Annotated in this window: 21 protein-coding genes; 9 read left to right on the top strand and 12 right to left on the bottom strand. The window is 59.7% G+C overall.

The window, feature by feature from the left end:
* Window positions 1–105: 105 nt before the first annotated feature.
* Window positions 106–867, bottom strand: coding sequence for a SapC family protein (locus QQJ86_RS11050; RefSeq protein WP_284320990.1), 762 nt, complete (start codon window positions 865–867; stop codon window positions 106–108).
* Window positions 868–1,123: 256 nt separating this feature from the next.
* Between QQJ86_RS11050 and QQJ86_RS11045 the strand changes: the two genes are divergently transcribed.
* The 3 genes from QQJ86_RS11045 (at window position 1,124) to QQJ86_RS11035 (ending at window position 6,426) form a co-directional block, all read left to right on the top strand.
* On the top strand, window positions 1,124–1,723 hold the full coding sequence (locus QQJ86_RS11045; RefSeq protein WP_284320989.1) for an HNH endonuclease: 600 nt from the start codon (window positions 1,124–1,126) through the stop codon (window positions 1,721–1,723).
* A gap of 69 nt (window positions 1,724–1,792) precedes the next feature.
* Window positions 1,793–3,604, top strand: coding sequence for a 1-deoxy-D-xylulose-5-phosphate synthase (dxs, locus tag QQJ86_RS11040; RefSeq protein WP_284320988.1), 1,812 nt, complete (start codon window positions 1,793–1,795; stop codon window positions 3,602–3,604).
* A 221-nt stretch (window positions 3,605–3,825) separates the two neighbouring features.
* A complete protein-coding gene (locus QQJ86_RS11035; RefSeq protein ID WP_284320987.1) occupies window positions 3,826–6,426 on the top strand; it encodes an MMPL family transporter in 2,601 nt (866 codons plus the stop codon).
* A gap of 123 nt (window positions 6,427–6,549) precedes the next feature.
* On the opposite strand, the gene QQJ86_RS11030 is transcribed toward QQJ86_RS11035, so the two are convergent.
* The 5 genes from QQJ86_RS11030 to QQJ86_RS11010 form a co-directional block, all read right to left on the bottom strand.
* Window positions 6,550–8,868 (bottom strand): TonB-dependent receptor, encoded by a 2,319-nt coding sequence (locus tag QQJ86_RS11030; RefSeq protein WP_284320986.1) that lies wholly within the window; start codon window positions 8,866–8,868, stop codon window positions 6,550–6,552.
* An 86-nt stretch (window positions 8,869–8,954) separates the two neighbouring features.
* Window positions 8,955–9,827 carry a peptide chain release factor N(5)-glutamine methyltransferase gene (gene prmC, locus QQJ86_RS11025; protein ID WP_284320985.1) on the bottom strand — a complete coding sequence of 291 codons (873 nt, stop codon included), beginning with the start codon at window positions 9,825–9,827 and terminating at the stop codon, window positions 8,955–8,957.
* A 153-nt stretch (window positions 9,828–9,980) separates the two neighbouring features.
* Entirely contained in the window at window positions 9,981–10,925 is a 945-nt protein-coding gene (oxyR, locus tag QQJ86_RS11020; protein ID WP_284320984.1) for a DNA-binding transcriptional regulator OxyR, read from the bottom strand.
* Window positions 10,926–11,086: 161 nt separating this feature from the next.
* Window positions 11,087–12,019 (bottom strand): S8 family serine peptidase, encoded by a 933-nt coding sequence (locus QQJ86_RS11015; RefSeq protein WP_284321012.1) that lies wholly within the window; start codon window positions 12,017–12,019, stop codon window positions 11,087–11,089.
* 607 nt (window positions 12,020–12,626) lie between these two features.
* Window positions 12,627–13,382 carry a response regulator transcription factor gene (locus QQJ86_RS11010; RefSeq protein ID WP_284320983.1) on the bottom strand — a complete coding sequence of 252 codons (756 nt, stop codon included), beginning with the start codon at window positions 13,380–13,382 and terminating at the stop codon, window positions 12,627–12,629.
* 132 nt (window positions 13,383–13,514) lie between these two features.
* Between QQJ86_RS11010 and QQJ86_RS11005 the strand changes: the two genes are divergently transcribed.
* From QQJ86_RS11005 to QQJ86_RS10980, 6 genes are all read left to right on the top strand, one after another.
* A complete protein-coding gene (locus QQJ86_RS11005) occupies window positions 13,515–16,199 on the top strand; it encodes a M1 family metallopeptidase (protein ID WP_284320982.1) in 2,685 nt (894 codons plus the stop codon).
* Between the two features lie 212 nt (window positions 16,200–16,411).
* Entirely contained in the window at window positions 16,412–16,834 is a 423-nt protein-coding gene (locus QQJ86_RS11000) for a rubrerythrin family protein (protein WP_284320981.1), read from the top strand.
* Between the two features lie 72 nt (window positions 16,835–16,906).
* Window positions 16,907–17,098, top strand: a complete 192-nt coding sequence (locus tag QQJ86_RS10995; RefSeq protein WP_284320980.1) for a hypothetical protein — start codon at window positions 16,907–16,909, stop codon at window positions 17,096–17,098.
* On the top strand, window positions 17,068–17,487 hold the full coding sequence (locus QQJ86_RS10990) for a hypothetical protein (protein ID WP_284320979.1): 420 nt from the start codon (window positions 17,068–17,070) through the stop codon (window positions 17,485–17,487). The genes QQJ86_RS10995 and QQJ86_RS10990 overlap by 31 nt, the downstream gene beginning before the upstream one ends.
* Window positions 17,436–17,954, top strand: coding sequence for a (Fe-S)-binding protein (locus QQJ86_RS10985; protein WP_284320978.1), 519 nt, complete (start codon window positions 17,436–17,438; stop codon window positions 17,952–17,954). Before QQJ86_RS10990 ends, QQJ86_RS10985 begins: the two co-directional genes overlap by 52 nt.
* 2 nt (window positions 17,955–17,956) lie before the next feature.
* A complete protein-coding gene (locus QQJ86_RS10980) occupies window positions 17,957–18,433 on the top strand; it encodes a DUF3501 family protein (protein ID WP_284320977.1) in 477 nt (158 codons plus the stop codon).
* 216 nt (window positions 18,434–18,649) lie between these two features.
* Here QQJ86_RS10980 and QQJ86_RS10975 read toward each other — a convergent pair whose 3' ends face one another.
* The 6 genes from QQJ86_RS10975 to lgt form a co-directional block, all read right to left on the bottom strand.
* Window positions 18,650–19,168 carry an adenine phosphoribosyltransferase gene (locus tag QQJ86_RS10975; RefSeq protein WP_284320976.1) on the bottom strand — a complete coding sequence of 173 codons (519 nt, stop codon included), beginning with the start codon at window positions 19,166–19,168 and terminating at the stop codon, window positions 18,650–18,652.
* A gap of 220 nt (window positions 19,169–19,388) precedes the next feature.
* Entirely contained in the window at window positions 19,389–19,667 is a 279-nt protein-coding gene (locus tag QQJ86_RS10970; protein WP_284320975.1) for a putative signal transducing protein, read from the bottom strand.
* Between the two features lie 40 nt (window positions 19,668–19,707).
* Window positions 19,708–20,670: a Nudix family hydrolase gene (locus QQJ86_RS10965; protein ID WP_284320974.1), complete on the bottom strand. Its 963-nt coding sequence runs from the start codon at window positions 20,668–20,670 to the stop codon at window positions 19,708–19,710.
* 4 nt (window positions 20,671–20,674) lie between these two features.
* Complete coding sequence (locus QQJ86_RS10960) at window positions 20,675–21,163, bottom strand: dihydrofolate reductase (RefSeq protein WP_284320973.1); 489 nt, start codon at window positions 21,161–21,163, stop codon at window positions 20,675–20,677.
* A gap of 149 nt (window positions 21,164–21,312) precedes the next feature.
* Window positions 21,313–22,107 (bottom strand): thymidylate synthase, encoded by a 795-nt coding sequence (locus QQJ86_RS10955; protein WP_284320972.1) that lies wholly within the window; start codon window positions 22,105–22,107, stop codon window positions 21,313–21,315.
* Window positions 22,108–22,116: 9 nt separating this feature from the next.
* Window positions 22,117–23,013, bottom strand: coding sequence for a prolipoprotein diacylglyceryl transferase (gene lgt, locus QQJ86_RS10950; RefSeq protein ID WP_284320971.1), 897 nt, complete (start codon window positions 23,011–23,013; stop codon window positions 22,117–22,119).
* Window positions 23,014–23,360 lie beyond the last annotated feature (347 nt).

Below are 23,360 nucleotides of genomic sequence, written 5' to 3'. Positions count from 1 at the left end.
TGTCTTGAAAACGATACGCCGACGCGCGCCATCAAGTGACAGCACATAAAAAAATCCCCCGTTCGACGAACGGGGGATCTTGAGCCTGGAAGCTACCTCGAACAATCAGTTCTTGGTGGCGTTGGCACCTTCAGCTTCTTCACGCAGCGCCAGGCGCTGGCCGACGCGGTCGATGTTCATCAGCGACAGCAGATGGGCGTAGATCCAGCCCAGGGTGCCATCGGTGAGGAAGCGGTGCGTGGTTGCGGCGTCGAGCTTGCGCAGCTTTTCCTCGCTGATCACGTACAGACCATTGAGGTTGATCACGTTGCCGTTGCGCTCCAGGCGGATGTTGCGCGGCTCGAGCAGGTCGTGCTTGCGCAGGTCTTCCATGAACTGCTTGGTGCGCGCTACGTGCTGCTGGAATTCACCGAGGAAGGTCACGGCATTCTTCAGCACGTCGGTTTCGGTGCCGTCTTCCTTGAACAGGCGCTCGCCTTCGGCGTTGTTGAAGCCTTCATAGGCTTCATCGAGGAACACGGTGAAATCGTCACCTTCCACTTCCGGTGGCTTCTCGGCCAGCACGAACGGATAGCGGCGCACGAAGGCCGGGATGTACACGCTCTGTGCCCACTGGCCGTCGGCGTCGACGAACAGGTTCTCGTTCTGGCGCAGGCCAAGCAGTGCCATCGGGCCAGCGTTGGTCTCGTCCGGGCCGGCGAACAGGATCGGGATGTCACGGGCGGTGACCGGGAATTCCGTGCAGGTCAGCGGTACGGAATGCACGTTGTGTGCGAACTTGAGATTCTGCAGCCCCTTGATGCGCAGATCCTTGTGTGCGGTGCGGTTCAGCGGAACCGGACGCTCGTAGAAAAGTACTTCGGCCACGTTTATTACCTCTGCCCCGCCGTGCCGGGGTCGCCACCCAGGCTCCCCCTCCCAAACCCGGCGTCGGGTCTACAGATGAATGAGCACTATATCAGCGCCGGATTTCCGGGGCGAGTTAGCCAGATATGCCCACTGGGTAGGGGTTTGACGCCGGGTATTGCATGCGATTTGCAATCAACTTGGTCTATGCTGCGGAAAAACCGAGCGCCATTGCATCGAGAAGACGCTCTTTCGCCAAAAGTGAAGGACGATACACATGCTTATGGAAGTGCCACATCGGGCCGATTTGAACTCGACCCGGGTACTGTCACTGGACGCCGCGGGCCGGATCCTGGACTGGATCAGTTGGCAGGACGCGGTATGCCTCTATGTCCGGGACGCCGTAGCCTGGACCCTCGGAGACCCCTGCCTGACCGTGCACGGCGGCCATAATCGCGACTTGGGCATGCAAAGCCGCATCGAGTTGCATCCCATCGTCGCAAGCCGGGGCCACTGCCACGACCATGCGATCGACCCCGCACCAGCGCTAACCAACGTCGCACTATTCAGCCGCGACCGCTATCTGTGCATGTACTGCGGCGTGCGCTTCGCCCGCAGCGAGCTGACCCGCGATCATGTGCTGCCGATTTCCAAGCACGGCCGCGACGAATGGGAAAACGTGGTCAGCGCCTGCCTGGCCTGCAATCTGAAGAAGGGCAACCGTACCCCGCAGCAAGCCAACATGCCGCTGCTGGCGGTACCTTATCGGCCGAGTTGGGTGGAGCATCTGATCCTTTCCAACCGCAATATCCTGGCAGACCAGATGGAATTTCTGGTGAGTCATCTGCCAAGGCATCGGCGCGAGGCGATGGCCTAGAAGGCGATCTAATCCCCTCTCCTCAAGTGGGAGAGGGAGAAAAAGCGGCGAGAGGGGCACAATACGCCGATGATCGATCTCTCCCGCTACCCCCACCTCGCATCCATCGAGACTCCCGCTGACCTACGCCGCTTTCCCGACGATCAGCTCCCCGCCATCGCCGACGAACTGCGCCGCTACCTGATCGAAGCCGTAGCCAGCTCGGGCGGCCATTTCGGCGCGGGGTTGGGCGTGGTGGAGCTGACGGTGGCGCTGCACTATGTGTTCGAGACGCCGCACGATCGCCTGATCTGGGACGTGGGCCATCAGTGCTATCCGCACAAGATCCTTACCGGCCGCCGCGATCGCATCACTACCATCAAGAAGAAAGGTGGCTTGGCGCCTTTTCCGCGTCGCGAGGAAAGCGCATACGACACTTTCGGTGTAGGCCACTCATCAACGTCGATTTCCGCTGCGCTGGGCATGGCGATCGCCGCCCAGCACAAGGGTGATGCACGCAAGTTCGTGGCAGTGATCGGCGATGGGGCGATGACTGCGGGTATGGCGTTCGAAGCGCTCGATCATGCGGGCGACCTCAGCGCAAACCTGCTGGTGGTACTTAACGACAACGGCATGTCGATCAGCGAAAACGTGGGCGGCCTTGCCAAGCGGCTGGAAAAACGCGACGACAGCGTGGCAGTGCCGAGCACGATGTTCGAGGAACTGGGCTTCCACTACACCGGCCCCATCGATGGCCACGACGTGCCGAAATTGCTGGAAGTGCTGCGCGCGCTGAAGCAGCAGCAAGGCCCGCAGTTGCTGCATGTGATCACCACCAAGGGCAAGGGCTACGCGCCCGCCGAGCTTGAGCAAATCGAATACCACGCCGTAGGCCCGTTCGATCCGCTAGCCGGCGTGGTGAAGAAAACCACTCCTGGCAAGCTCACCTACAGCGACGTTTTCAGCGACTGGCTGTGCGACATGGCTGCCGCAGATACGCGCCTGTTCGGGATCACGCCAGCTATGCGCGAAGGCTCGGGACTGGTGCGTTTTTCGCAGGAACATCCCGATCGCTACATCGACGTGGCCATCGCCGAGCAGCACGCCGTCACGCTGGCCGCCGGCATGGCCTGCGAAGGCGCCAAGCCGGTGGTGGCGATCTATTCCACCTTTCTGCAGCGCGCCTATGACCAAGCCATCCACGACGTAGCGCTACAAAACCTCGACGTGACCTTCGCCATCGACCGAGCTGGTGTGGTCGGTCCGGATGGCCCCACGCACGCAGGCAGCTTTGATCTGAGCTTTCTGCGCTGTCTACCGAACATGCTGATCATGGCGCCTGCGGACGAAGACGAATGCCGCGCCATGCTCAGCACCGGCTTCCGTCACAAGGGCCCCGCAGCCATTCGCTACCCGCGCGGCGGCGGCCCTGGCGTGGCGGTGCGCAACACGCTCGATACGCTACCGATCGGCAAGGCGGAATTGCGTCGCCACGGTCGGCGGCTGGCCATCCTCAGCTTCGGCGCCATGCTTGCACCGGCTACGGAAATCGCGGCCGAGATTGACGCTACGCTCGTGAACATGCGCTTCGTTAAACCGCTGGACGAAGCATTGCTGTTGGAACTGGCGAAAAGCCACGACGCCTTCGTGACCGTCGAAGACAACGTGATTGCCGGCGGTGCGGGCTCAGGCGTGGCCGAATGCCTGGCAGCACACGGTGTGAGCTTGCCGATCCTGCACCTCGGGCTGCCCGATGCGTATTTGGAGCACGGTAGCCGCGAGCAAGTGCTGAGCGAAGCCGGCCTGGATTTGCCTGGCATTCGCAAGGCGATTCGGGCGCGTTTTCCGCAAGCGGTTGCACCGCTTTACCCCCTCTCCCCTCCGGGGAGAGGGTTGGGGTGAGGGGCCACGGCTTGCCTGAAACCTCATAAGAGCCACGTTCCGAAAAAAAATTTAAGCAAGATTGTCCCCTCACCCCAGCCCTCTCCCCGGAGGGGAGAGGGAGTTGTTCCATGCCCTCCCAACCCTCAGCCAAGTTAGGTAGTTACCCCGGCCTAAGGGAGAACTGCGCGTTATGGACTATCCTTAACGTTTTCCAAAGAACTTGAGGAGCCGTTAGGCCCGTGACTGAGTTCATCGTCCGAGTTGCCCAGTTTTGCCGCCGCTACGCCCTGCTCGTGGCGCTGTTTTTCTTTGCCCTTGCTGGCGTAGGTGTCTGGATTGCCGCAAATAAGCTGAGCGTCGATACCAATACCGACAACCTCTTCGCCAGCACACTGCAGTGGCGCCAGCAGTCGATGGCCTTCGATCGCGAATTCCCGCAGTTCAACAACGTATTGGCGGTGGTTGTCCGTGGCGCGACGCCGGAGGAATCCGACGAGACGGCCGAGCAATTGGCCAAGGCACTGAATGAGGACAAGAAGCACTTTATCGATGTGAGCCGGCCCGATGCCGATCCGTTCTTCCGCCACGAAGGCCTGCTGCTGCTCGATCCGAACGATCTGAGCAAGATGCTCGGCTCCCTGATGAATGCGCAGCCTCTGCTTGGCCCACTCGCGGCCGATCCGTCGGCGCGTGGCTTGTTGAATGGCGTATCGCTGATGGCCGCGGGTGTGCGCATCCAACATGCCGATCTTTCGCCATACAAACCTGCGCTGGACCAGCTGACCCAGGTATTGAATAACGCGGCGGATGGCCACTCCATCCCGCTTTCGTGGCAGAGCATGCTCGGCTCGGACGTTACGCAGCAGGCGGAAAACGTGCGCTTCGTGCTCACCCACCCCGTTCTGGAAGACGGTTCGCTGCAGCCCGGCTTGGCCGCCACGCAAAAGCTGGAACAGATAGCCAAGAACTTGCCGGATGTGAAAGCCGGCCGCGTGCGCGTCAACTACACCGGCTCGGTTGCGCTGGCTGATGTGCAATTCGGCGCGCTCACCAAGGGCATCGTCGCCAGCACGCTGGTCAGCCTGTTTCTGCTCGCCTTGTGGTTGTACCTGGCGATGCATTCGTTCCGCCGCATCATTCCCATCCTGCTCACGCTGCTAGTCGGTTTTGCGCTCACTACCGGTTTCGCAGCACTGGCGGTTGGAACGTTGAACGTGATCTCGGTGGCGTTCGCGGTGCTGTTCGTCGGCTTGGCGGTGGATTTCGGCATCCAGTTCGCGGTGCGCCTGCGCGAGCAGCGCATGCTGCACGATGACATCAATGTTGCGTTGGCCGAAGGTGCGCGCGTATCCGGCAGTCAGATTGCCGTAGCTGCTGCCGCCACCGCCTGCGGCTTTCTTGCGTTCTCGCCAACCAGCTTCGTAGGCGTGGCCGAGCTGGGCACGATCGCGGGCGTAGGCATGGGCATTGCACTGGTTTGCACGCTTACCTTGCTACCCGCCTTGCTTAGCTTGATGAAGCCCGCGCGCCAGAGCAAAGAACTCTCGCTGCCGTTTGGGCCGAAGCTCGATTCCTTCCTGCATTGCCATTACAAACCGGTGCTGATCGTGTTCGCGCTGCTCGGCGTCGCCGGTCTGGTGGCCGGTGTGCGCATGCCGTTCGATGCCAATCCGCTCAACACGCAGGATCCGAATTCCGAACCGATGCGCACCTTGCGCAGTTTGGCTGACAACCCCGTCACCAATCCGTTCAACATCAACATCATGGTGCCCAATCTGGACACCGCGCGTACCTTGTCGGACAAACTGTCGAAGCTGCCGGAAGTGTCGAGCGTGATTTCCGCCGCTACCTTCGTGCGCGCCGATCAACAGGCTTCGCTCGACCAACTCAATCAAGCGCAAGTGTTGATGCTGCCGTCGCTGGATGTCGATCCTTCCGGTCCGCCCGTCACACCGCAAGCCTTACGCTCGGCGATCAGCGATACGCTGGACGCCATCAATGACGCGAAACCTGAGATGACGGCTGATTCGCCGCTGCATGGCATCGAAGCCGCTTTGCAGAAACTCGCTAAAGCACCGGATGACCGGCTGATGATGATGAACGAAGCGATTAGCCGCTTCCTTCCCAAGCAGTTGGAAAGCCTGCGCGACGCCTTGGACGCGAAGGGCGTCACGCTCGAATCACTACCACCATCGATCAAGCGCGACTGGGTCAGCCCGAATGGCCAGGTCCGCATCCAGGTATCGCCCACCGTCAACGAGCAAGACACCGCCGGCTTGCGCAAATTCGTGGAGGCCGTGCAACGCATCACGCCTGATGCGGGCGGCCCTGCCGTCACGACGATTGCATCGGCCGACACCATCATGCAGGCCTTCAAGCAGGCGGCGACGCTGGCGATCATCGCGATTGCTGTCGTGCTGATGCTGGTGATCCGTCGCTTGAAAGATGCCGGCATCGTGCTGCTCACGCTGGCGATGTCCGCGCTGCTCACCGCCTTGCTCGCACGCATGCTGGGCATGGCGGTGAATTACGCCAACATCATCGCGCTGCCGCTACTGCTGGGTGTGGGCGTGTCGTTCAACGTGTACTTCGTGATGAACTGGCGTGCAGGGATGCGGCGTTTCGTAAGTTCCGCTTCGGCACGTGCGGTGTTGTTCTCGGCGCTCACCACTGGCACGGCGTTCGGCTCGCTGGCGCTGTCGCACGACCTTGGCATGGCCAGCATGGGCCGTATGCTGCTGGTGAGCCTGGTGGCCGTGCTGTTGGCCACGTTTATCTTTCTGCCGGCGTTGTTGTATGGGATCAAGCGGCCGGCGCAGGTGAGTGGCACAGGCCATTGAGCCCCGCGTAATCCACAGGGCCGTCATTCCCGCGAAAGCGGGAATCCATTTGCTTTGATGTAAAGGCGAAGATGGATTCCCGCTTTCGCGGGAATGACGGCTCTGAGGCATGTAGTTCTTTAGCTAAAACAGCACATTGAACGCCACACCCACCGTGCGCGGCGTCGACATCTGCACCAGCATCGGCCCACCCACCGAAGCTAAGAAATTCACCGCTTCATCATTGAGCGTGCCAATCGGCACTCTCCGGTTGAGCGCATTGCGTACGTAGAGATCGACGTTCGCACCGCCGCGCAGGTTCACACCCATATTGAAATCGAGGAACATGAAGCCGGGCAGCTTGAAGTTCGGATCGCTGACGTCACCGTCGAAACCCGCATTGCGGTGACTGGAACCGCGCACCACTGCGCCGACATAAGCATTCGTTCCCGCCACCACGAATTTGTACTTGCCGCTCACCGTGCCCGCCCATCGGGCCGAATACGGCAGCGGCGCATCGGGCTGTATGCCGAGCTGCGGTGCACCGTTGTCGGTAAAGGCATCGGTATAGGCACCCGATGCGCCGAACTCCCACGAATGGTTCGAATAACTTCCTTGGATCTCTATGCCCTTGATGCGCGCATCGCCCGCGTTCTGGATGATGGTGTTGCCGAGCGTATAGGTGAAGAGCTGCATGTGATGCCATTCGATGTCGTAGCCGTCGATGCCCACATTCAAATGACGATCCAGATAGCTGCCCTTATAGCCAAGTTCGTAACTATCCAGGTCGTCGGAACCGAACGTGCTCGTGGCATTGGGATTGGGCACCAGTAGCGTGCTTTGCAACGGCGCCTGCAAACCTCCCGGCCGATAGCCGGTGGACGCGCGCATGTAGAAGCTATCCTTGTCGGTAGGCCGCCAGGTCAGCGTGATCATCTTGGTGACGTCCTGGCTATTCATATGCTCACGGAAGCCGCCTGGGCTGCCCGCGAAGGGGCCGTCTTCGAAGTTCGACAGATGCTGCGAGTTGCCGCTCGCGCGCGCACCAACGGTAAGATCCAGCGTCGGGTTGGCATGCCAGGTGACATCGCCATAGCCTGCATATTCTTTGAAGCTTGCATTGACGTACTGGTGGATCAACGGTGTCACGCCAGGCGGCGGCGCATTGTCGCCTTGTAGCGTGTACTGCTCCCATACGTTCTCGCGATTGAGCCACAAGCCGAACAGCCAGTCGAAGTTTTCGTTCTTACGCGAAGTGAAACGAATCTCCTGCGAACTCTTGTGCACGGAATACTGCGAATCGACATACAGCGAGCTGAGCGTCTGATTCACACCGAACAAAGGTCCAACCTGGTTCAACAGATTGAGGAATGAATCGGGATAATCCTGCACGCTGTGATTGACGAAATTCTGGTAAGAGCTGATCCAGTCCAACGTAGCCCAGTTAAAGTCATACCCGGCGTGGAAGGAATACAGCTGCAGCGTCTGAGTGAACGGCTCGCGATGATTGAGTGCACGATTGTAGGGGCCGCCAGAAATGGGCTGTCCCTGCAAATTGAAGTCACCCATCGACAAGCCGTCAGCCATGATCTTCTGTGCCATGGCAGTGACGTTCAACGTGAGCTTGTCGATCGGGTCGACTTCCAATTGCACACGCGCACCCTTGGTATGCGTGCGATCGGCACCGCCCGCCGGCGTTTCGCCTATTGCTCGATACACGCCGGTGGTGTGCTGGTCCACCACCGATATACGCAATGCCGCTTTGTCTTTGACCAATGGAAAGCTGATCGACGCGTGTTCGGAATAGCTCGTGCCGCCGCGATTGGTGTTGGAGATGTCGCCACCCACGTCGCCCGAAACACCGCTGAGATCAGGCTTCACCGTTACGTATTTCACCAAGCCACCCATCGAACCGGCACCGTAAAGCGTGCCCTGCGGTCCATACAGGAATTCGATGTGATCGAGATCAAGCAGCGCCGGGTCAAATAGAAACGTGGCTGAAGCGGCATACACGGTGCTGCCGCCCACTGGCACATCGTCAATGTAAAGCGACACCGTCGGGCTGGTCTGGTTGCCGGTCGACACGCCGCGCATCACCAGCTCGCCCTCCCCCGCGCCACCTGCGCTGGCAAAGAACACGCCAGGCTGATACGACACGTAGTCGTTGAGGTTCTTCGCACCCAGTTGCTGCAAGGTTGCTGCCTGCACCGTATCCACGTGCATGGGTACTTCGCGTTGCGGCTCGCGGCGGCGGTTTGCCGTCACCATCACTTCGCTCAGTGTCACTGCTTGTTGTTGGCTGCTGCTCGAAGGTGGTGGTGCGGTCGTGCTGGACGATGCAGGCAAGGTGCTGGTTTGCGCCATAGCAGCGGGCGCGAGCAAAATCATCAGAAGCGAATGAATCGCATACGACAAAGGCCGCGACGCAAGCGAATGGTGAGCGGCAATGCAACGGTTATTCATGAGAGTGCATCCGGGGCAAAACGTTATTCGTTTTCGTGCCCGGATGCGCCGACAGAACCCGGGCCCCTTTTAGTAACGCCTGCAGTCTACGCCGAACTTCGCGGTGAATGGCAACCGCTGCTGACCAACCAATGTCCTAGGCTGACGCGATCTCGTTGCTCAAGATCACGTGCGGTTGAAAGCTCCACGAAACCTGCGTCGCGAAGCAGCATGCGCGCTGCATCACCTTGATGCCAACCGTGCTCGAACAACAACCATCCGTCAGGAACGAGGTGAAGTCCGGCATCACGCACAATGCGGCGAATGTCATCGAGTCCATCGGTTCCCGATGCGAGTGCACTCATCGGTTCGAAACGCAAATCACCCTGCTGCAAATGCGGATCGCCGCTTTCGATATAGGGTGGATTGGAAACAATGATGTCGAAACAGCTATCGCCCAATGGCGCAAACCATTCGCCATGCACAAAGTTGACGTTGCCGATGTGATGACGCCGTGCATTGCGTTGCGCCACTTCAAGTGCGTCGATGCTCGCATCGGTCGCGACGATCTTCGAAGCAGGACGTTCACGTGCAATGGCCAAGGCAATGGCGCCGGAACCCGTGCCTAGATCAAGCACGCGGCAGGCACGATCGGTAGGCAGGCGTTCCAATGCAAGCTCTACCAGCAGCTCCGTTTCGGGACGTGGAATGAGCGTAGCGGGTGTCACTTCCAGATCAAGCGACCAGAAACCGCGCCGCCCGGTGATGTACGCAATTGGCTCCCCCGCTTCGCGCTGTTCGATCAGCAAGGCATAGGCTGCCGCGTAATCGAGTGGAAGCAGATCGTCGGCATGGGCGATCAACCAGCTGCGAGGTTTATCCAAAGCGTACGCAAGCAACACTTCCGCATCGACGCGGTCGCCGAGTCGTTGTGTTGCGTCGCTGAGTGCGCGGCGGATGTTGGATGCAGGGCGATTCAAGTCGAATGCCTCCGCCGTGTGAATATCTTCATCGATGCCAGAATCGCCCCCTCCCCTGCTTGCAGGGGGGGCAGCTTGTTCCGCATCCTAGGAAATAACGGCGAGGCAAAGAAGAACATCGCGTGCAATCCTGGTGCGCGATGCAGCTGCATATCAAGCCATCCGCCGTCGCTTCGCCGATGCAGCCGCCGCGCTATGCGGATCGAGCAGATCCCTCGGCAAATGCTTGAAGACTTCCGCAAGCTGTTTCAGGAAGCTGCCCATGGCCGAACTCTTGCGCCATACCATCGCAATGCGCCGGCTCGGCGGATGTCCGCTGAATTCCACCAGCTGTAGATTCGGTGCCTGAGCGACCGGTGGTTTTACTGCGAGCGTGGGCAACAGCGTGATACCGACATTGGCGGCTACCATTTGGCGCAGCGTTTCCAAGCTGGTGGCGCGGAAACCATTTTTCTCGCCAGCGCCCGCCATATGACATACCTCCAGCGCCTGGTCGCGCAGGCAATGGCCGTCCTCCAGCAACAAAAGGCTCTGATCGGAAAGATCGTTGAGTTTCAACTGTGGACGCTTGGCCAGTGGATGCGATTGCGGCACGGCAAGCAGGAAGGGTTCCTCGAACAGGAACTCCGCATGCAGGCTGTCGTCGTGGATGGGCAACGCGAGAATGCCTGCGTCGAGCTTTCCTTCACGCAAACGATGCAGTACCACTTCTGTTTTTTCTTCGACCAGCAGCAGTTCCAGGCGCGGGAACCGCTGACTCACCATCGGCACAACGTGCGGCAGCAAGTAAGGACCTAACGTAGGGAAGATGCCCAACCGCACCGTGCCCGATTCCGGATCCACCGTTCGCCGCGCGATGCCTTTGATCTGCTCGATTTCGTTCAACACATCGCGCGCGCGGTTGGCGATGTCGCGACCAACATCCGTGAGCAGCACTTTACGCGGCGTGCGTTCAACGAGCGCGACACCCAACTCGTCTTCCAGCTTTTTGATTTGGGTGGAAAGCGTGGGCTGGCTGACAAAGCAAGCTTCGGCGGCGCGCCCGAAGTGCCGGTGCTCGGCCAGGGAGACCAGATAATGGAGATCGCGCAGGTTCATGACGAACTCAATAATAGATGGTATCTATAAGTATTGCTGTAATAATCGATATTAGCAATGAAAAGGTGCTTCGCCATGGACAATGAGGGGATACGGAACCATCAAAAAAGAACCCCGGTTTGCAGGCCGGGGTTCTTCTTGCATGCAACTAGCGGGTGCAATTACGGGTTGTAGTCGGCCAATACGGAAAGGTTACTGGTGGCGCTCTCACCACCGACCACGAGGATGTAATACGTGGTTGCCTCCGGTTTCTGGATGACTACGGCTTCGTTGTTGCCGGGCTTGACCGAGCTGAAGTCGGCATCGCTGCCATCGGCAACCGGCGAGCTACCAGCCTTGACGTACAACGATACGTCACCACCGCTGCCACCGATGGTGCGGATGTTCAGCGTCGTGGCGCCGGCCGGCACGGTGATCGAGTAGCGAACCCCAGCACCTGCGCCGATGGTCTGGCCGGAGAGGATCACGCCCTTGGTCAGTGTGGCGCCTGGATCGTTACCGCCATCGCCCGGGTTGCCGGTGTCGCCATTCAAGGCAAGATTGACCGCAGCGGCGGCATCAACGATGCCGGCGCCGATAACGTGATCCTCGGCCACCGGGAACGGACGAGCCGATTTCACCAAGACATTCGCGATGTCGGCCGGCGATGGCGTCGCCAATCCAGCCGCCTTCGTTGCGCCGATGATCATCGCCACGGTGCCACTGACGTGCGGTGTCGCTTGCGAAGTACCGGCCATACCGCCGTAAGTGGGATTGCCGGGTGTTGTGGCGCCATCATTGATGGAGGACCAAACGAAACCGTTGTTGACCACATTGCCCGATGAGGCGTCGTTGGCATAGATACCGCCACCCGGAGCCGAAAGGGTCACGCCCTTGCCGTAGTTGGAATAGAAAGCGCGCTTGCCAGTGATGCCGTTTGACGCAACCGCGATAACGCCGGGACAACTGGCGGGCGTAAAGCCGGATACATCCGCCGAGTTGTTGCCTGCGGCTACGACAACGGTGGTGCCGCGGCTGATCGCGTCGTTGATGGCGGTGTATTCCGGAGCGTCGGTGGTACACGCTTCCTGACCGCCCAAGCTCATGCTGATCACCTGTGCCACGTGTGTATTGTCAGGTACGCCATCCGTTCACGCGTGGAGGTGTGTCACGCACACAAATGCACGGAATATCACCTTATTGTTCGCAATCTCACGCTTGATCACATCCGTGCATGCTGTGCACGAAAGAGCGTGCATGCCGCTCAAATGGTGCTGCGCTTGGATTTGAAAGAAATGGTGTTGATGACGTCTCTCTCTCGGACAACGCGAGTGGAAAATCGAGAGAGGAAGCTTGCGATTTATCTGACAAGATGCGCTGGAACATGCTTGCGCTTCTAGGGCGACATGCCGTCAACGTGATTTTTTACGGGCCATGAAGGCCAGTATTGCTTGCACTCGCGATCACAGCACATGGGTTCATGGTGTGCGCATGCAAATCTCAACGCGAGATCCACATGTCAATGTTAGGTTCGCATACACCGCAATCTATGTATGGCCGTCATTCCCGCGAAAGCGGGAATCCATGTTGCCCTGAGGCCAGAAGCGAAGATGGATTCCCGCTTTCGCGGGAATGACGACCGTGAGGGTGTACAGAGTTCCTCGCAGGCTGGATTGACGAAAAACCATCCGCAGCGGGCACTTGACGATTTTTGGATGCGCTCTACAAATCGCAAAGCAGCATGTAACCCTTGCCGCGCACCGTAATGAGCGAAAGCGCCTGCCCAGCCTGCGCAAGCGCTTTTCGCCGCAAGCGATAAATGATCATTTCCAGGCGATGCGGGTCGGAGTCGTAGGCGTTCTGGCTGAGTGCTTCGGCGAGCGCTTCGCGCGACACTGGTTGATCACCTGCGGCAATCAGCATGGTCAGCACACATCGCTCGCTAGAGGTGAGTGCAACCACTTTTCCATGAGGCGAGACGAAACGCCAGCCGCCAGCGTCCATTCGCCAGCGCGAAGGAGAAGGCTGGGGATTTGCCGCGATGCCATGCAGCATGGGAAGTGCAAGCCGGCGCGCAAGACTGTGCAGCGAAGCCACTAGCACGTCGACATCGACCGGCTTGGCTAGATAGAAATCCGCCCCACGTTTCAGCGCCTGGATGTGATGATCGCGATGCGCCCAATCGCTGAGGATGACGATACCGATGTCCAATGTTTCGCGCAGATGTTGCGCGACGGTAAATCCATCCTCATCGGGAAGGCTGATGTCGAGCAGCACGATATCGAACTGCTGCGAGAGCATGTGCCGATACAGCTCTGCCGCGCTAGCCATGCCATGCACGCTGAAGCCGTGATCGTGAAGCGCCGGTAGCAGAATGTCGCAGCGGAATGCCTCGTCCTCCTCCAGCACTGCAACGCGGATGGCGCGCGCGGGTGCATGCGGGATCAAAGGCGGATGACCCTTCATCGGTGTGCTCATCAATGGTCCCTCCTGCAGTCAAGCTTAGGTGCAGGCGGCGTCCCATCATCAGAGGACTATGCCTTTTGGCACTGTGGCACTGTGCCTACACGACCTAGCGTGGATGCTTTTCGTTGCCGTAGGAAGCTCTCCATGCACCACCTCGTTCGTTCGCTCGCCATGACTGCACTCGCCGTATGTTGCAGCGCAGCCCTGGCATCTCCGCAGGCCGATCAGGCGCCACATGGAAAGCTACCTAGCTGGGCGGTGCCGCAGGCTTACAAGCTGGCATTCAAGGTCGACCCCGCGCAGCAGACGTTTACCGGCACAACCACCATCAAGGTGGATTTGAAGCAGGCATCCGATTACCTGTGGCTGGATGGTCGCGACCTCAACGTTTCCAAGGTCACCATCACCGATGCCGCGGGCAACGCCCACGACGGCAAATACATGGCCGTGGCACCGAACGAAGGCGTGTCGCGCATCGATTTCGGCAGCACGCTGCAGCCGCAGTCACTCACGCTCACCATCGACTACACGGCGCCGCTCAATCAGCAGTTGCAAGGCTTGTACAAGGTCAGCCACGCGGGCACACCGTATGCGATGACGCAAATGGAGCCGATCAGTGCACGCTTCGCGTTTCCTGGTTTCGACGAACCGGGTTTCAAGACACCGTATGACATCACGCTAACTGTTCCTTCGGATCTGGCTGCGGTAGCCAACACCAAGCAGATCAGCGAGACCTCCGCCGGCGACAAATGGAAAACCTTGAGCTTTGCACGTACGCAACCGCTGCCGACCTATCTGGTGGCGTTCGCGGTAGGTCCGTGGGACATCGTCAATGGTCCTGACATCGCGCCGAGCGACTATCGCAGTGATGTGCTGCAGTTGCGCGGCATCGCCGCGCACGGCGAAGGTCATCGGATGCAGCATGTACTGAGCGAAACACCGAGCATCATTCATACGCTGGAAAACTACTACGGCTTCGGCTATCCGTTCGGCAAACTCGATCTGCTCGCCGCGCCGGATTTCTCCGCTGGCGCGATGGAAAACCCGGGCCTGGTCACCTTCCGTGATTGGTTGTTGCTGCTCGATCCGGATTCGGCAGCCATGTATGTGCGCAGTTCGTTCGACGTCACCGCGCATGAACTGGCGCATCAATGGACCGGCGATACGGTCACGCTGGCATGGTGGGACGACCTGTGGCTCAACGAAGCCTTCGCCACTTGGATGCAACAGAAAGTCACCATGAAGGTGCACCCGGAATACCGCGCCGATCTGGATCGCATCACCCAGGCACAAGGTGCGATGCAGAGCGACAGTCTCGTCAGCGCGCGCAAGATTCGCCAGCCGATCACCGGCAACGGTGATATCGAAACCGCGTTCGACAACATCACCTATCGCAAAGGTGCGGCCGTGCTCGGCATGTTCGAAGGCTACGTGGGCGAAGATACGTATCAGAAAGGCATGCGTGCCTACATCCAGGCACACAAATTCGGCAACGCCACCGCGGATGACCTGGTCAACGCGATCGCCACCGCAGCGAACCAAGGCGACACCTTCAAGCACGCTTTCAACAGTTTCCTTGACCAATCCGGCGTGCCTTACGTGCAAACCAAGCTGGAACAGAAAGGTGGAAAAACCATTCTGCATCTGAGCCAGAGTCGCTATCTGCCGGTAGGCAGCACGGGCGATGCGAAGCGCGTGTGGGGCATTCCCATGTGCGTGCGCTACGGCACCGCCGACGGCAGCAAAGTGCAGTGCGAAATGTTCGACAAAGCCACCGGCACCATGGAGCTGGCCGATGCCGGCAACGCAACCTGGGTGATGCCCAACGCCTACGCACGCGGCTATTACCGCTTCAGCCTGGCGAAGTCACAGTGGGCTGACCTCACCAAGCACATCGCATCGCTGAGCGATACCGAGCAGCTCGCCTATGCGGACGGCATCGATGCGGGCTTCCGTCATGGTGATCTGGACGCCGCTGATGCCTTGGCCGCGCTTAAGCCGCTGGCCGGAGCAAGCACGCGCGAAGTCGTGATCGCACCACTGGAAACGGTTGCGTGGATTTATCGCCACGAAGCACAGACTGATGCGCAACGCGCGAAAGTCGTCGACTGGGTAAGCAAGGCTTATCTGTCGCGCATGGAGCAGCTCGGCTATCACCGCAAGGCGGGCGAAGCAGACGGCGACAGCATCCTGCGCACCGCACTCGCGCATGCACTAGCCCTGGATTTCAAGCTACCGGATGTGCGCGCGGCGCTGCTTAAACAAGGCAATGCCGCATTGACCAAGAAGGCCGACGGGCATCTTGATCTTGCCGCCGCCGATGCGGACCTGCTCGGTAGCGCGCTCGCCGTGGCAGTGCAGGAACACGGCAAGCCAGCGGTGGACGCATTGATCGCAGAACTGCCGCAAACTACCGATCCCGCTTTGCGCAACGCGATGCTCGCGGGCCTCAGCGCTACCGACACACCGGAACTGGCAAATCAAGCACGCGACTTCGCACTCACCAAACAAGTGAAGGTCGGCGAGATGGCCGCCATCCTGCGCGGCAGTCGCGACACCCCGGCGGCGCGCGAAGCGTTGTGGCAGTGGTTCACGGCGCACTACGATCAGGTCGTGGCCCGTACCGGCAGCTTCGCCAGCGGTGTTCTGCCGCGACTGGCGGGCGGTGGCGGCTGCTCCACGGCCGAGGCTGATCGTCTGCAGGCTTACTTCAAGCCGCGCCTGAAGGACATCACCGGTGCTGACCGCGGACTGGCGCAAACGAGCGAGCAGACGTTGTTGTGCGCCACACTCAAGGCCAAGCAAAATCCCGCTGCGATTTTGCGCTGAGCGTTCTCGACCATCAGCACGAAGAGCCGGACGGTTTTCACCGTCCGGTTTTTTTATGCCTGTGCTCGGACGTGTTGGCCATAGACTCAGTCAATCATCTTCATAAAAACTATCAATTTCAGAATCGTCCTAGCGAGGACTACGTTCCGGGGCCGAGCCATAGGTCCCCCTCTTGCATTTCCCTCTCAAGCCCAACGCCACGAGGTAATGTCATGAGCAAGCTGAAAGGCTCCAAGACGGAGCAGAATTTGAAAGACGCGTTTGCCGGCGAATCCATGGCCAACCGCCGGTATCTGTACTTCGCATCGAAAGCCGATGTGGAAGGCTACAACGATGTATCCGCCGTGTTCCGTTCCACTGCCGAAGGTGAAACCGGCCACGCGCACGGTCACTTGGAATACATGGAACAGTGTGGCGATCCGGCCACCGGCAAGCCGTTCGGTCCCATCAAGGAAAACCTGCAAAGCGCCATCGCGGGTGAAACCCACGAATACACGGACATGTATCCGGGCATGGCCAAAACCGCGCGCGATGAAGGCTTCGACGAAGTAGCCGACTGGTTCGAAACGCTCGCGAAGGCGGAGCGTTCGCATGCGAACCGGTTCCAGAAGGCGTTGAACGAACTCGCTGCTTGATCGGCGCGAATACCGCGCGTAAAGCCCCTCTCCCGAAGGGAGAGGGGAGCAAGCACACCGGAGGCGGAACGCATGGCAGAACCCATCAGCACCACGCGAGAAGGCAGCCTCGAAGCACCCACTCGCCATCCGCTGGATTGGTTGAATCCCGAATTCTGGGATCGCGCATCACTCGATGCCGAACTCGAGCGTGTCTTCAACATCTGCCACGGCTGCCGCCGCTGTTTGAGCCTTTGCCACGCCTCCCCACGTTGTTCGATCTGATCGACGCATCCGAATCGATGGAAATCGATGGCGTCGCGAAAAGTGATTACGCAAAGGTCACAGAGCAGTGCTATCTCTGCGACCTGTGCTATCTCACCAAATGCCCCTATGTGCCGCCGCATCCGTGGAATGTGGATTTTCCGCACCTGATGCTGCGCGCCAAGGCGGTGGAATTTCGCGAGCACGGCGCACCGCTGTCCGCGAGAATTCTTTCCAATACACGCGCCGTCGGCAAACTTGCCTCGATTCCGGTTGCAGTGCAAACCATCAACGCGGCGAACAAAAATCCCACCGCACGCAAGCTGCTGGAAAAAACTTGGATCCGGTACTCACAAAGATGGCGCGCGAAGGCTGGGATTTCACCGCGGCCGTGCCGTCGTGCGTACTGATGTTCAAGCAGGAACTGCCGCTGATGTCTCCAGACGACAGTGATGTAGCACTGGTGCGTGACCGCTTCTTCGATCCTTTCGAATATTTGGCAGAACGACACAAGGCCGGCTTGCTCGTCACCGACTTCAAGCAATCGCTCGGCAAGATTGCATGGCAGGTGCCCTGCCATCAGCGCGTGCAGAAGATCGGACCGAAAACCGGCGAGATTCTTCAACTCGTACCGAACACGGAAATCACCGCCATCGAACGCTGTTCCGGTCACGACGGCACCTATGGCGTGAAACACAAGACCTACGCGTTGTCACGCAAGCTCGCCAAGCCGGTGGAAAACCGCGTCGCACAAGCCGAAGCCGCGCATTTCACCAGCGGCTGCCCGATGGCCGGCGGCCACATTGCGCATGGTCTGAACGACAAACCAGCAGCGGAGCATCCATTGAGTCTCTTGCGCAAGGCCTACGGAATCTGATCATGAACTCACAACTTTCGACACACATAAACAAACTGCAGCGCCGCGATCTTCTTTCGCTCGAAGCCTACGCCGCGCAACGCAACGATTTTCGCGCGCGTGTGATGGCGCACAAGAAAAAACGCTGCGCGCAATTAGGTGCACATCTCACACTGACGTTCGAAGACCGCCTCACGATCCAGTATCAGATCCAGGAGATGCTGCGCATCGAGCAGATCTTCGAGGCAAATGGTATCCATGAGGAACTGGATGCGTATAACCCGCTCATCCCCGATGGGAAGAATTTAAAGGCGACGCTGTTCGTGGAATATCCCGATGTGGAACAGCGCAAGCGCGAGCTTGCACGATTGGTTGGTATCGAGCATAGGATCACGCTGACAGTAAGCGGACATCCATCCGTTACGGCGATTGCAGACGAAGATATGGATCGCAGCACCGAGGACAAAACGGCGGCGGTGCATTTTTTGCGCTTCGAGTAGAGTGATGGAATGATCGAGGATTGGAAAGCCAGGGGCTGCTGTGATGCTTGCCTCAACGCATCCAGAGATGCGCGAAAAAGTTATGTTATCGGACACGCAGCGCAAGACGCTCGCCGAAGACTTCGACTGAACACGTAGGTTGGGGTGCAAACCCCAACATTGCCATCCACGCATACATGGCAGCGTTGGAATTTACACCCCACCCTACGGCGTCCCTCAATAATGCAGCACCGAATGCAATGGGATTTCACGGGGCCAAAGCGCCCGCCCCTGCAAAGCCAGCAACTCAATCACCACCGAAGCACCCAGCAGTTCAGCACCAAGCTGCCCCAACAAATTACGCGCCGCGCCAATCGTCCCACCGGTGGCGAGCACATCGTCCACCAGTACTACCCGTTCGCCCTGGCGCACCGTACCGACACGCGCCTCAAGGCGATCAGTGCCATATTCGAGTTGGTAGTCCGCATGCATCACCGGAGGTGGAAGTTTGCCGGGTTTGCGCAGTGGCACGAAGCCCGCACCCAATTTCTGCGCCATCGCCGCAGCAAAAATGAAACCGCGCGATTCGACGCCGCATACGGCCTGTACGCCACTACCCAACCAAGGTTCGACCAGCGCGTCGATGCATCGCGCGAAGGCGGGGCCATCGGCCAGCAACGGCGTGATGTCCCGGAACGTGACGCCCGGCTTCGGAAAATCCGGTACGGCACGAATCAGACTTGCAAACTCGGTCATGCAGGGCTCCAGTGGTGATGCGCTCGATAGCATACCTGCATAGCGTGCCCCTCTCCCTTCGGGAGAGGGGTTGGGGTGAGGGTGCGATCAGCGCGCGATGGCGAACGCTCGTGCGATTCATCAACATGGCGCTTCGCTGGAAACCTCACCCGCTTCTCGGCACCCTCTCCCAAACGGAGAGGGACGCACTAAGGGTGCTTCATGACAAGTCTGCCGGCCATCAAACCGGCAACGGCACCACGCTATCGGGATCATCATCGAAATCGTGGATGGCCGACCTGGCCTCAGCCAATGCATGATCGATCTCGCGCACAATGGGTTCGGCCGCATCTACGCTGGATTCCGACACCAACACCGCCACGTAGTCCAGCGCAGGCAACTGCCCGACGCCGCCGGTAAGGTATTCGCCGGAGATGAAGGCGGGCACGTCCGCACTCTCCAGCGCATCCTTCACCAGATGGGCATCGATCAGATTCTGGGCGCGATAGACGATACGCATGGACGCACGCTACTGCTGCACGCGCTGCCGGGCAAGCCATTCACCAGAATGCACCGATGCCCGCCACACCCTGGGCGCCATGCTTGCGCGCCTCCTCGACTTGCGCGGGCGCCATACCGCCAAGTGCATAGACCGGTAGCGCGGCAGCCTCGGCCAGCGCGTGAAATCGCTGCCAGCCTAACGCGGGCGCGTGGGGATGGCTGGCGGTAGGAGCCACCGGCGAAAGCGCGGCGAAGTCGGCCAATGGCACGGCTTTCATGAGCTGGCTGGCCTCGTGGCAGCTCGCGCCGATCACCTGCGACCAAGGCAAGGGACGCTCCGTCAGCGCCTCCACTTGCGCCGCTTTCAGGTGCACACCAATGCCTTTGCCAAGCCTGCTCGCACCTTCGATATCGCCATTGAGCAGCAGGCAGGCACCACGTTGCACTGCGCTTGCTTGCAGGCGAGCAGCCAGAGCGCGCACCTGTTCAAACGACCATGATGGAAAACGCAACTGAATCAACCGAACGCCTCGTTCGATCGCAGCCTCCACGCGCGCATGCCACGCATCGACATGATCCGGCGACACATCGGCCGGCGTAATCGCGTAGAGGGCTGGCAAGCGTAGCGCTTGCAGGATGGGGCGATCGGCAGGCGCCAGCGTCGCCAGGTCGACGTCGCAGGGCATTAGCCATTGCAAGGCCTGCCCTTCCAGCGACTGCGGCGTACCCTCCCAGCGCGTAAATGCCCACGCGTCGAGCAACAAGCCGCGCTCGCCATAGCGCCACGGTATGCGAATCAATGGTGTGCCGTCTTGCGGCTGGATCTGTACGTCCAGCTCTTCGAGCAGTTCGCGCATCAACGCGTGCTGCGGCGATTCGCCAAGCTCCAGCTTGCCGCCTGGGAATTCCCACATGCCTTCCAGATGCTTGCCGGGCGGACGCTGCGCCAGCAGCACCCTGCCCTGCGCATCGCGCAGCACACCGGCCATCACATGCAGCATTGCGCCGGCGACGTCGTTCACGCGATCAGCTATTGCGGATGTACTCAACCATGTCGAAGTCGTAGCTGTGCTGCGCATCCTTCTTGTGATGCGTGCGCTTGACCTCGGTCCAGTCGCTGAAGTGGATGCCAGGGAAGAACGCATCCGCCCCATCCACCGCCGCACTCACCCAGGTGAGATAAAGGCGCTGCGCCATCGGCAGCGCGTCATGAAACACCCTGCCGCCGCCGATCACCATCAGGCCGGTGCCATCGGCACGCGCCTGTGCTTCTTCGATGGAGCGCACCGTGATCTGGCCGGGGAACGGCGCCTCGTGGCGATGCGATATCACCAGGTTCTCTCGCTCCGGCAGGGCTCGGCCAATCGAAACCGCGGTGTTGTAACCCATCAGCACGAACTTGCCGACGGTCAACTGTTTGAACCACTTCAGATCGTCCGGCAGATGCCAGGGAAGCTGGCCCTTACGACCGATTGCAAAGTTCTCGTCGAGGGCGGCGATCAGCGAAATGGCCATGGAGGCTCCAAAAGGCGGCGGTGACTGTCACAAAGGCTGGGTCTGGCCCAGCCGACCGCTCATTATAGCGTTTGAAGCGAGCGGGCTGGGATGCCAATCCCAGCTTTTCGCAGCCTCTTGACGCCGGGATTGGCATCCCGGCCTGCGTCTTATACCGCCACCGGCGCCTTGATCGCCGGATGCGGGTGGTAATCCTCGATCGTCACATCCTCGAAGCGGAAGTCGAAGATCGACGTGACATGCGGATTAAGCTTCAGCCGCGGCAGTGCGCGCGGCTCGCGCGTCAGTTGCAAACGCGCCTGTTCCAGATGATTGCTGTACAGATGCGCATCGCCCAGCGTGTGCACGAAATCACCCACGCCTAATCCGCACACCTGCGCAATCATATGCGTGAGCAACGCATAGCTGGCGATGTTGAACGGCACGCCGAGAAAAATATCGCCGGAACGCTGATAGAGCTGACAGCTCAATTTGCCATTCGCAACGTAGAACTGGAACAACGCGTGACACGGCATCAGCGCCATCTTCGGCAGCTCGCCCACGTTCCACGCGCTCACGATCAGACGACGCGAATCGGGATTGCGCTTGATCTCCTCGACCACCCAGCGGATCTGATCCACCACATGTCCGTCAGCGGTCGGCCAGGCGCGCCATTGCTTGCCATAGACCGGACCGAGATCGCCGTGTTCGTCGGCCCACTCGTCCCAGATGCTGACGCCATGTTCCTTCAGATACGCGATGTTGGTATCACCCTGCAGAAACCAGATCAGCTCATGCACGATCGATTTCAAATGCAGCTTCTTGGTGGTGACCAGCGGGAAGCCTTCGTTGAGGTCAAAGCGCAACTGCGGGCCGAACACGCTGCGCGTGCCGGTGCCGGTGCGATCGTTTTTTTCCGCGCCATGTTCCAGCACATGACGAAGCAGGTCGAGATAAGCGTGCATGGCGAAATCTTACGCCGTCTTCGCCGGCTCTGCCTGAGCCAACGGCAAAGTGGGTGCCTTGCGCGAAAGCCAAAGCAAGGCTATGCCGATCACGATCAACGGCAGCGACTGGATCTGCCCCATCGTGAGCCAGCCCCACGCCAGATAGCCGAGCTGCACATCCGGCACACGAACGAATTCCACCGCGAAGCGGAAGCAACCGTACATCAGCGCGAACAAGCCGGAGATGAGATAACGCGGCCTCGGCTTCATCGACACCAACCACAACACGCTAAGCATCACGACGCCTTCCAGTGCCAGCTCATACAGCTGCGAGGGATGACGCGGCACGCCGCCGAACTGTTGCATGATCTGCGCGAGATGCGGATCGTTCGCCGCCAGCGCAGCATCTTCATCGCGTGCACCGGGAAAAATCATTGCCCACGACACGCTGCCCGGCTTGCCCCATAGCTCGCCATTGATGAAATTGCCCAGGCGACCGAGCCCAAGTCCCAGCGGCACCAACGGCGCAACAAAGTCCACCGTGTCGAAGAAATGCAGCTTGTGCCGACGCGACCACCACAAGCCCGCCGCCAGCACGCCGACCAGACCACCATGGAAACTCATGCCGCCATCCCATACGCGGAACAGCGCCAGCGGTTCGGTCCATATCCATTTGATGCCGCCCGCGTAATAAAACAGCATGTACCAGATGCGCCCACCCAGGATGATGCCCATCATCGCGTAGAACATCAGATCGCCCAGCGCATCGCGGCTTACCGGCAGGCGTCCACGCTTGCGCCGGTATTCGCCCAGCAGCCAGGCCCCAAGGAAGCCAAGCAGATACATCAGACCGTACCAGTGGACCTGGATCGGCCCCAGATGCACGGCGACGGGGTTGAATTGCACGACAAAAGGCTGCGTCATGGGCTGCATCAGTAAAGATCAAAGGCGGCAGTTTAGCCGGGCCAGCCCAGGCTCGTCAGGACACTGCTTCATTTCCCCTGCCCTTCGGGCCTAACTAGCGCGATCTTCCACCTGCTCCCTCCCCTACGTTCAGTAGGGGAGGGTTGGGGTGGGGTGAAGCAAACATCGCGACGATGTTCAATCGTGTCTAGCAGTTATTGCGGCATAGCCAACGCGAGCTTTGCTCGCGTCACCCCACCCTAACCCTCCTCTGCAAGCAAGGGAGGGAACTCTGCATAGCCACACTGTCATTTCCTTCCAGGCTGCGTCCCGAAATAACTCCTCATCTGCTCGCAACATCGCATCGC

The organism is Dyella acidisoli, assembly GCF_030160295.1.
Classification (GTDB): Bacteria; Pseudomonadota; Gammaproteobacteria; order Xanthomonadales; family Rhodanobacteraceae; genus Dyella_B; species Dyella_B acidisoli.
The sequence above is the reverse complement of the archived record's forward strand: the minus strand, read 5'-3'. Positions and strand labels throughout refer to the sequence as shown.